9 protein-coding genes are annotated in these 8,292 nt (G+C 73.7%); 7 read left to right on the top strand and 2 right to left on the bottom strand.

The genetic code is table 11. From position 1 onward, the window contains the following. Together C1A33_RS34955 and C1A33_RS15345 are read left to right on the top strand one after the other, a co-directional pair. Positions 1–710, top strand: a 710-nt coding sequence (locus tag C1A33_RS34955; RefSeq protein WP_165818405.1) for a hypothetical protein, incomplete at its 5' end; no start/stop codon positions are given. Positions 711–802: 92 nt separating this feature from the next. Next, positions 803–1,108 carry a GlsB/YeaQ/YmgE family stress response membrane protein gene (locus C1A33_RS15345; protein WP_101832180.1) on the top strand — a complete coding sequence of 102 codons (306 nt, stop codon included), beginning with the start codon at positions 803–805 and terminating at the stop codon, positions 1,106–1,108. Between the two features lie 242 nt (positions 1,109–1,350). On the opposite strand, the gene C1A33_RS15340 is transcribed toward C1A33_RS15345, so the two are convergent. After that, complete coding sequence (locus tag C1A33_RS15340) at positions 1,351–2,001, bottom strand: MBL fold metallo-hydrolase (protein WP_101832179.1); 651 nt, start codon at positions 1,999–2,001, stop codon at positions 1,351–1,353. A gap of 228 nt (positions 2,002–2,229) precedes the next feature. Continuing rightward, complete coding sequence (locus tag C1A33_RS15335; protein ID WP_101832178.1) at positions 2,230–3,318, bottom strand: S-(hydroxymethyl)mycothiol dehydrogenase; 1,089 nt, start codon at positions 3,316–3,318, stop codon at positions 2,230–2,232. A gap of 275 nt (positions 3,319–3,593) precedes the next feature. On the opposite strand from C1A33_RS15335, the gene C1A33_RS15330 reads away from it, so the two are divergent. The 5 genes from C1A33_RS15330 (at position 3,594) to C1A33_RS15310 (ending at position 8,119) form a co-directional block, all read left to right on the top strand. Next, the gene (locus C1A33_RS15330) at positions 3,594–4,583 is read left to right on the top strand and encodes a ParA family protein (protein WP_101832177.1); all 990 of its coding nucleotides are present in this window, start codon (positions 3,594–3,596) and stop codon (positions 4,581–4,583) included. 139 nt (positions 4,584–4,722) lie between these two features. Continuing rightward, a complete protein-coding gene (locus C1A33_RS15325) occupies positions 4,723–5,415 on the top strand; it encodes a zinc metalloprotease (RefSeq protein WP_101832176.1) in 693 nt (230 codons plus the stop codon). A gap of 37 nt (positions 5,416–5,452) precedes the next feature. After that, a complete protein-coding gene (locus C1A33_RS15320) occupies positions 5,453–6,403 on the top strand; it encodes a segregation and condensation protein A (protein WP_423748081.1) in 951 nt (316 codons plus the stop codon). After that, positions 6,400–7,053, top strand: coding sequence for an SMC-Scp complex subunit ScpB (scpB, locus tag C1A33_RS15315; RefSeq protein ID WP_101832175.1), 654 nt, complete (start codon positions 6,400–6,402; stop codon positions 7,051–7,053). The genes C1A33_RS15320 and scpB overlap by 4 nt, the downstream gene beginning before the upstream one ends. A gap of 355 nt (positions 7,054–7,408) precedes the next feature. Further along, positions 7,409–8,119: a pseudouridine synthase gene (locus C1A33_RS15310; protein ID WP_101832181.1), complete on the top strand. Its 711-nt coding sequence runs from the start codon at positions 7,409–7,411 to the stop codon at positions 8,117–8,119. Positions 8,120–8,292: the final 173 nt, after the last annotated feature.

Below are 8,292 nucleotides of genomic sequence, written 5' to 3'. Positions count from 1 at the left end.
GTACGCGGCGGGGCGGGCATCCGCGGCGCAACGCGTTCCTGGCCGCGCTCGCCGCGGCGATGGCGTGCCTCGCGGGGCTCGGTGCCGCCCACGCCGCGGATGACCCGGGGCCCCGCGAGGTCCGCCGGTCCGACTCGACGCCGATCGTCCAGGTCACCCCGGGTGCGGCGACCGCGCCCATGCCCTACCCGCGCAGCGGGACGCGCCTGGGCCGGCCCGGTACCCCGGCGACCGCGGCGGAGCGCGAGAACACGCAGCCGGCCGGATCGCTGCCGTCCCTGGACGCGGTGCCGGTCTTTCGCGGGGCGATCAGCCAGCTCGGTCCCGGCCGGGCGTTCGCCGAGTTCATCGCCGGCCACGGCGCCGCCGTCGTCCTGCTCGACCTGCTCGCCCCGGCGGACGGCAACGGCCAGGCGTTCTTCCCCGGCCCCGAACTCGGCGGCGACACCGTGCCGAACTTCACCCTGTACGGGACGTGCGACCGGCTCCCCTTCGGTCAGACGCCAGGCTCCGACCCCGCCCTGGGCTGCACCGGCACGACCTACCGGCTCGCCGGGATGGCCGGGCGCGGCGCCAGCTTCGACTACGCGCAGGGTTACTACCGGCTGCACGGCTACTTCCGCGTCCACGCCGCCGTGGCGGGTGCGGCGCGGCCGGGTCTGAGCGTCGTCACCCTCCAGGCGATCGACCCCCGCACCCTGCCGGCCTGACCGGCCCCGGCCGGGCTCCCCGTACCTGCGGGGGATTCGGCGGTCCTGACGGGGGGAGAACAGGTGAATCAGGCTCTCGGAGGGGGTGCGCGGTGTTCCAAATCCTCTGGATCATCCTGGCTGGTCTGGTGATCGGCGTGCTGGCCCGGCTCATCGTCCGCGGCCGGCAGGACATTCCGCTCTGGCTTACGGTCGTGATCGGTATCGTCGGGGCGCTGGTGGGCAACCTCATCGCGAGCGCGATCGGGGTCCGGCACACCGGCGGCGTCGACTGGATCCGCCACATCCTCCAGGTCGGCGTCGCCGTCGGGCTGGTCGCACTGGTCGCGCCGCTGTGGGCCGCCCGCGGTGGCAGCCGCAGCCACGGCCGCGACCGGCACACCGCCGGCCGGCTGTGACGCGCCGGCGGGGACCGATGCCCAGGCGGCCGCAGGCACGGTGCGGTTGATCGAGGCGCGCCTTGTCCACCGGGGCCCGGTGCCGGTAGGCGGGGCACAGTCCCGTCGGGGCCGTCGGCCGGGCTCCCTCGTGGCCACACGACGGCCGGCGGCCCCGACGCCACTGCACGCCACTCCAGGCCCTGCCACGCGAGGCCCTGCCACGCAGGCCACGAGACGCCGTTGGCGACGCGCCGACGACCTCAGTGGCTGCGGCGGACCCAGTCGTCGTAGTCGACGCCCTCCTCGCCGATCGTCGTGTCGTCACCGTGGCCGGTGTGCACGACGGTCTCGGACGGCAGGCCGAGCAGCTTCGCGCGGATCGAGCCGAGGATCGTCGGGAAGTCCGAGTACGAGCGGCCGGTGGCGCCCGGGCCGCCGCGGAAGAGCGTGTCGCCGCTGAACAGCACGGGGTCGCCGCCGAGGTGGCCGAACAGGCAGACGCCGCCGGGGGAGTGGCCGGGGGTGTGCAGCACCCGCAGCGAGCCGCCGCCGGGCAGGCCGATGAGCTGTCCGTCGGCGAGCGCGTGGTCGGGCTCGCGGCGCGGGTAGACCATCCGCCACAGCACCGCGTCGTCCGGGTGCAGCGCGATGGGCGCGCGGACCAGGTCGGCGAGTTCGGCGGCCGCGTTGATGTGGTCGTTGTGGCCGTGGGTGGCGATGATCACGGTCACCGTGCGGGTGCCGATGGCGGCGGCGATGACCGAAGGGTCGTGGGCCGCGTCGATGACGACGACCCGCTCGTCGTCGCCGACAAGCCAGACGTTGTTGTCGACGGTGAACGTCTGCCCGTCCAGCGTGAAGTCTCCGCGCGTGATGACCCGGTCCACCCGAACCCCCGCATACCCGGTCACGTCACCCGCTCCTCATCCGCGCGGGCCGGAATTCCGGTCGGCCGGCCCGCTGGTGGCGCGGGGAGCCGAGCCGACCAGCGCGCCGGCGGTCCCCGTCGGGACGACCGTATCGGTCGGTGGCGCCGCCGGCGGCGATGTCCCCGCCCGCGGGCCGCCGGCCGTCTTCCTGGGCGGGTGACGCGCACCCCGTCCGGGGTAGTCGCGCACCCGCCCGCGGGGGTGAGGGGACTACAGAACGACGACGCTGCGCAGCACCTCGCCGCGCTGCATCCGGGCGAAGGCCTCCTCGACGCCCTCGATCCCGATCGTCTCGGTGACGAACGCGTCGAGGTCGAGCCGGCCGCGGCGGTAGAGGTCGATGAGGATCGGGAAGTCCCGGCTCGGCAGGCAGTCGCCGTACCAGGACGACGACAGGTGGCCACCGCGGCCGAAGACCTCCAGCAGTGGCAGCTCCACGGTCATGGTCGGGTCGGGGACGCCGACGAGGACGAGCCGGCCGGCGAGATCGCGGGCGTCGAAGGCCTGCCGGTAGGTCTCCGGGCGGCCCACGGCCTCGATCACCACGTCGGCGCCGAAGCCGTCGGTGAGCTCGCGGATGGTCGCGACCGGGTCCACCGAACGGGCGTCCACGATGTCGGTGGCACCGAAGTGGCGAGCCCAGGCGAGCTTGCGCTCGTCGACGTCCACCGCGATGATCTTGCGTGCGCCGGCGATCGAGGCGCCGGCGACCGCCGCGTTCCCGACGCCGCCGCAGCCGATCACGGCCACCGTCTCCCCACGCGTGACGCGTCCCGTGTTGACCGCGGCGCCGAAGCCTGCCATCACCCCGCAGCCGATCAGACCCGCCGCCTCCGGTCGGGCCGCCGGGTCCACCGGCACGCACTGACCGGCCGCGACGAGCGTCAGCGGGCTGAACGCGCCGATGCCCAGCGCCGGCGACAGCGGGGTGCCGTCCGCGAGCGTCATCGGCTGGGTGGCGTTGCGCGAGTCGAAGCAGTACCAGGCCATCCCGCGCCGGCAGGCCCGGCAGGTGCCACACGGTGCCCGCCAGGCCAGCACCACGTAGTCGCCGGGAGCGAGCCCGGTCACGCCCTCGCCGACCGACTCCACCGTGCCGGCGGCCTCGTGCCCGAGCAGGAACGGGTAGTCGTCGTTGATCGCGCCCTCGCGGTAGTGCAGATCCGTATGGCACACGCCACAGGCCCGCACCCGCACCCGCGCCTCACCCGGACCGGGATCCGGGACGATGACGCGCTCCAGCCCGACCGCCGCGCCCTTCTTCCGGGCCACCACCGCGTCCACCGTCTGTGCGCCCATTGGTCGAGATCCTCTCCTCGGAAAAGCCGTCGTGCGCGGCGATCGGCGGGCCGCACCGGGCGGCCGCGGCGCTGACCGCGCTGGTCGCAACGATCGTCATTGGTTACACCCGGTGCATGATTTCGCACCCCCGTCGATGTGCGCCAGTAGGCGCCGCCACGTCGTCCATGGCGCGACACGCCGCTTTGCGGCCACCCAGCGCCGCCGAGAACGGGTCGATGTCGGTACGCTCCTACCGGTCCGTTTCTGCTCTTTGTAGAGGGAGCAACCCCTCCGTGGTCCGTTTCGCCGACGCTGCCTCCGTCGATTCCCCGACCCGTCACGCCTATGGCGAGGTGACGGTCGGTGACCCCAAGCTGTCCGAGGACGGGCGGCTCGAAGCGGGGGGCGGGAGCGTCGACGAAGGGGTCGGTGAACCCGGCCCCACCGGTCGGCCGCTGCCATCCTTCCCGGTCCCCCCGCCGCTCACGTCGCACGGTCCGGCCTGGATCGTCGCCATGTGCAACCAGAAGGGAGGGGTCGGCAAGACCACCAGCACGATCAACCTGGGCGCCGCGCTCGCCGAGTACGGCCGCCGCGTGCTGCTCGTCGACTTCGACCCCCAGGGCGCGCTGTCGGTCGGCCTCGGCATCAACCCGATGCAGTTCGAGCTCACCGTGCACGACCTGCTCCTCGGTGGCGACTCCGACGTCCGCGACGTCATCGTCGAGACCCAGGTCGACGGACTCGACCTGCTGCCGAGCAACATCGACCTGTCGGCGGCCGAGGTCCTGCTGGTCACCGAGGTCGGCCGCGAGCACAGCCTCGCCCGCGCGCTCGCCCCCATCCTCGACGAGTACGACGTCATCCTCGTCGACTGCCAGCCCTCGCTCGGCCTGCTCACCGTCAACGCGCTGACCGCCGCGGACGCCGTCATCGTCCCGCTGGAATGCGAGTACTTCGCGCTGCGCGGGGTGGCGCTGCTGCTGCAGACCATCGACAAGGTCCGCGAGCGGCTCAACTCCCGCCTGGAGCTCGCCGGCATCCTCGCCACCATGTACGACGCGCGCACCCTGCACGCCCGCGAGGTGCTCGCCCGCGTCGTCGAGCGCTTCCCGGACGAGGTCTTCCACACGGTGATCAACCGGACGGTGCGCTTCCCGGAGACGACGGTGGCCGGCGAGCCGATCACCACGTACGCGCCCACCTCGGTCGGCGCCGCCGGCTACCGGCGCCTCGCCCGGGAGCTGATGGTCCGGCACAACGCGCCGCCGGCCGTCGGCTGAGCCCCCGGCACGTCGCGTGAGCACGTCGCACGGTGCCAGTCGTGTGAACCGCCCGGCACGTCGCCTGAGCACGTGGCGCGCCGCGCCGGCCGGGCCGCGACCACTCGGTTCGAACCATTCGGTGTGAAAAGGTGGCAACGTGCTGTTCCATCTCGCCGAGCCGGCGGTGCTGCTCGGGATCGTGGTCGCCTTCGTCCTCGGCGTGTTCGTCCACGACGCCGCCCAGGTGCTCGTCGCCCGGCTGGTGCGGGACCCGACGCCGCTGCGCAGCGGCCGGCTGACGACCGGCGTCAAGAACCGGCTGAGCCCCTTCAGCGGGCTGGCCGTCTTCATCGTCGGCTACGGCTGGGCCGAGTCGGTGCCGATGAACGACGTCTGGCGCAAGCGGCGCTTCCACGTCACCGCCGCGGTGCTCGCCGGGCCACTGGCCTACCTGCTGCTCGCGCTGGGCTCGCTGGCGCTGTTCCAGGTCGTCGGCGAGCCGGCGCGGATCTTCTTCGGTGACCGGGTCACCGACGCGACGCTCGCGGACAGCTTCGCCGCCCGGTTCACCCTGTGGCTCGCGGTCACCTTCGGCTCGATGTTCATCGTCAGCCTCATCCCCGTGCCGCCGACCGACGCCGGCCGGCTCGTCTTCCTGCTCGGCCCGACCACGCCCGGCTGGCGCAACGCCCACTACCGGCTCACTGAGGGTAACATCGGCCTGGTCATCCTGCTCGCGCTGCTGCTGCTGCCGGTGCTGTTCGCCGGCTTCCCGTCCGTCGTGGGTCAGCTTGTCGTCCCGCTGCTGCGCGGCCTCGCCTCGCTGATCGGGCTCACCCTGCCCGCCTGAGCGGATCATGCTGCCCGGGCGGGCGTAGCGTGGCGGGGTGACCAGGTCCCGAGCCGACGGCGCCACGGACGCCAACGCCATACCGCGCGCGCGCACGCCCGCCGAGGGCGCCGTGGCTGGGGAGGCGGCCTCGCCGACGGCGCGGGGCGGACGGACCGAGCCGTTCGTCGTCGAGCTCGCGAACTTCTCCGGTCCGTTCGACCTGCTGCTCTCGCTGATCGCCAAGCACCGGCTCGACGTCACCGAGGTGGCGCTCTCGCAGGTCACCGACGAGTTCGTCGCGCACATCCGCCGCCTCGGCGACCGGTTCGACCTCGGCCAGGCCACCGAGTTCCTGGTGATCGCGGCGACGCTGCTCGACCTGAAGGCCGCCCGGCTGCTGCCCGGGGCGCTGTCCGAGGACGAGTCGGAGGACCTCGCCCTGCTGGAGGCCCGCGACCTGCTGTTCGCCCGGCTGCTGCAGTACAGGGCGTACAAGGAGGCGTCCGCGCTGTTCGCGGGGCTGATGGCGTTGGAGGCCCGCCACACCCCCCGCGCGGTGCCGCTGGAGGCCCGCTACGCCGACGCGCTGCCCGAGGTGCAGATCGGCATCGGCCCCACCGAGCTCGCGGCGCTGGCCGCCCGGCTGCGTGAACCCCCGTTGCCGCCGCTGGTCGCCACCGACCACGTCCACCTGCCCCGCATCAGCGTCCGCGAGCACATGATCGCCATCATCGGGCTGCTGCGCGAGCTCGGCGCGGCGGACTTCCGCACCCTGTGCGCCGGCTGCCGCCAGACCATCGAGGTCGTCGCCCGCTTCCTCGCCCTGCTGGAGCTGTTCCGCGAGGGACGGGTGTCCTTCGACCAGGAGGTCCCGCTCGGAGAACTCACGGTGCGCTGGATCGCCGTCGACGACGAGGCCGGCGCGGACCTGCTCGCCGTCGGCCGCGGCCTGTACGGGGATGATCCGGGCGGCGACACCGACGTCGCCCACGAGGAGGCGTCGTGACCAACCCCGTCCAGGCCGAACCCGTCGCCCCCGAGTCCGAAGGGGGCGCCGACGAGGCGACGACGTCGCGAGGCCGCCGCACGGCCGGGCGCGCGCGGTCCGCTGACCGGCCGCCGCTCGCCGCGCTGCTGGAAGCGGTGCTCATGGTGGCCGAGCGGCCCGTCGGAGTGGCGGAGCTCGCCACCGGCCTCGGCGCGTCCGCGCGGGAGATCGAGCGGGTACTGCCGGAGCTCGCCGAGACCTACGTCCGCGACGGCCGTGGCTTCCGGCTGCGCCACGTCGGCGCCGGCTGGCGCTTCTACACCGCCGACGAGTGCGCCCCCTGGGTGGAGGACTTCGTGCTCGCCGGGCAGAGCGCGCGCCTCACCCAGGCCGCCCTGGAGACCCTCGCCGTCGTCGCCTACCAGCAGCCTGTGAGCCGGGGGCGGATCTCCGCCGTGCGCGGAGTGTCCGCCGACGGCGTCATCCGCACGCTGACGGCCCGTAGGCTGGTAGAGGAGGTCGGCCACGATCCGGACAGCGGCGCGATCCTCTACGGCACCACCGACTACTTCCTGGAACGGATGGGCCTGCGCAGCCTCGACGAGCTGCCCCCCCTGGCCCCCCTGCTCCCCGGACTCGACGACCTGGATGACATCGTTGCCCCGTGAACCACGTGACGCCCGCATGAACGCCCGCGTCCACCGCCAGACCTCCCGCGACGCCCGTCCAGGCTCCCGCGACGCCCGCCCCAACCCACGCGATGGCCGGGCAGCCGCCCGCGACGCCCGTCCCGACACGCGAGAGGGCCGTCCGCCGGCTCGTGATGGCCGTCCGCCGGCGCGTGACGTTCGTCCGCCGGCTCGTGATGGCCGTCCGCCGGCGCGTGATGCTCGTCCGCCGGCTCGTGATGGCCGTCCGCCGGCGCGTGATGCTCGTCCGCCGGCGCGTGATGGCCGCCCGAGTGAGCGTGCGGCCCGTTCGGACGCGGGCGGAGCCGGGGCCGCCGCGGAGGAGGGTGTCCGGCTGCAGAAGGTGCTCGCCGCGGCCGGGATCGGCTCGCGGCGGCGCGGCGAGGAGCTGATCGCCGAGGGGCGGGTCAGAGTCGACGGGGTGGTCGTGCGCGAGCAGGGCCGGCGCGTCAACCCGGAGACGGCCGTCATCGAGGTCGACGGCGAGCGCGTCGTCACCCGTACCGGCCTCGTCCACCTGGCGCTGAACAAGCCGCGCGGGGTGCTGTCGACGATGTCTGACGACCGCGGCCGCCCGTCCATCGCCGACCTGCTCACCGAGTTCGGCGCCGGCCTGTTCCACGTCGGCCGGCTCGACGCCGAGAGCGAGGGCCTGCTGCTCGTCACCAACGACGGCGAGCTCGCCCATCGGCTCACCCACCCGTCCTACGCGGTGCCGAAGACGTACCTGGTCGAGGTCTCCGGGCCGCTGCGCCGGGAGGTGCCCCGCCAGCTGCGCACCGGCGTCGAGCTCGAGGACGGGCGGGCCCAAGCCGACTCGGTGCGCGTCGTCGACCAGGCGAACGGCCGGGTCATGCTGGAGATCGTCATCCACGAGGGCCGCAACCGCATCGTGCGCCGCATGCTCGCCGAGGTCGGCTACCCGGTCCACCGGCTCGTGCGTGTCAGCCTCGGCGCCGTCGCCCTCGGCACCCTGCGCTCCGGCCGCGCCCGCCACCTCACCCGCCACGAGATCGGCGCCCTCTACCGCGACGTCGGCCTCTAAGTCGCGTCTCGAGTTGTGATCTCTCGGGTCTTCTTCGTGTGGACGCGTCCGCCCGCCGCCCGTCTATGGCGTCCCGACTCCACCCGTTCATGATCAACCTCGGTGTGGGTGGCGACCTGGAACGCCGAGGAGGCGGGGGACTTCCCGTGGAGGGGGAGTGGCCGCAGGGGAAG

It is taken from the genome of Frankia canadensis (genome assembly GCF_900197875.1).
Classification (GTDB): Bacteria; Actinomycetota; Actinomycetes; order Frankiales; family Frankiaceae; genus Frankia; species Frankia canadensis.
This window is presented reverse-complemented; position numbering and strand designations above follow the sequence as displayed.

Coding starts and splice junctions, on each gene's coding strand:
- C1A33_RS15335 (WP_101832178.1), bottom strand. CDS start 3,318: ATGGGCGCACAGACGGTGGACGCGGTGGTGGCCCGGAAGAAGGGCGCG.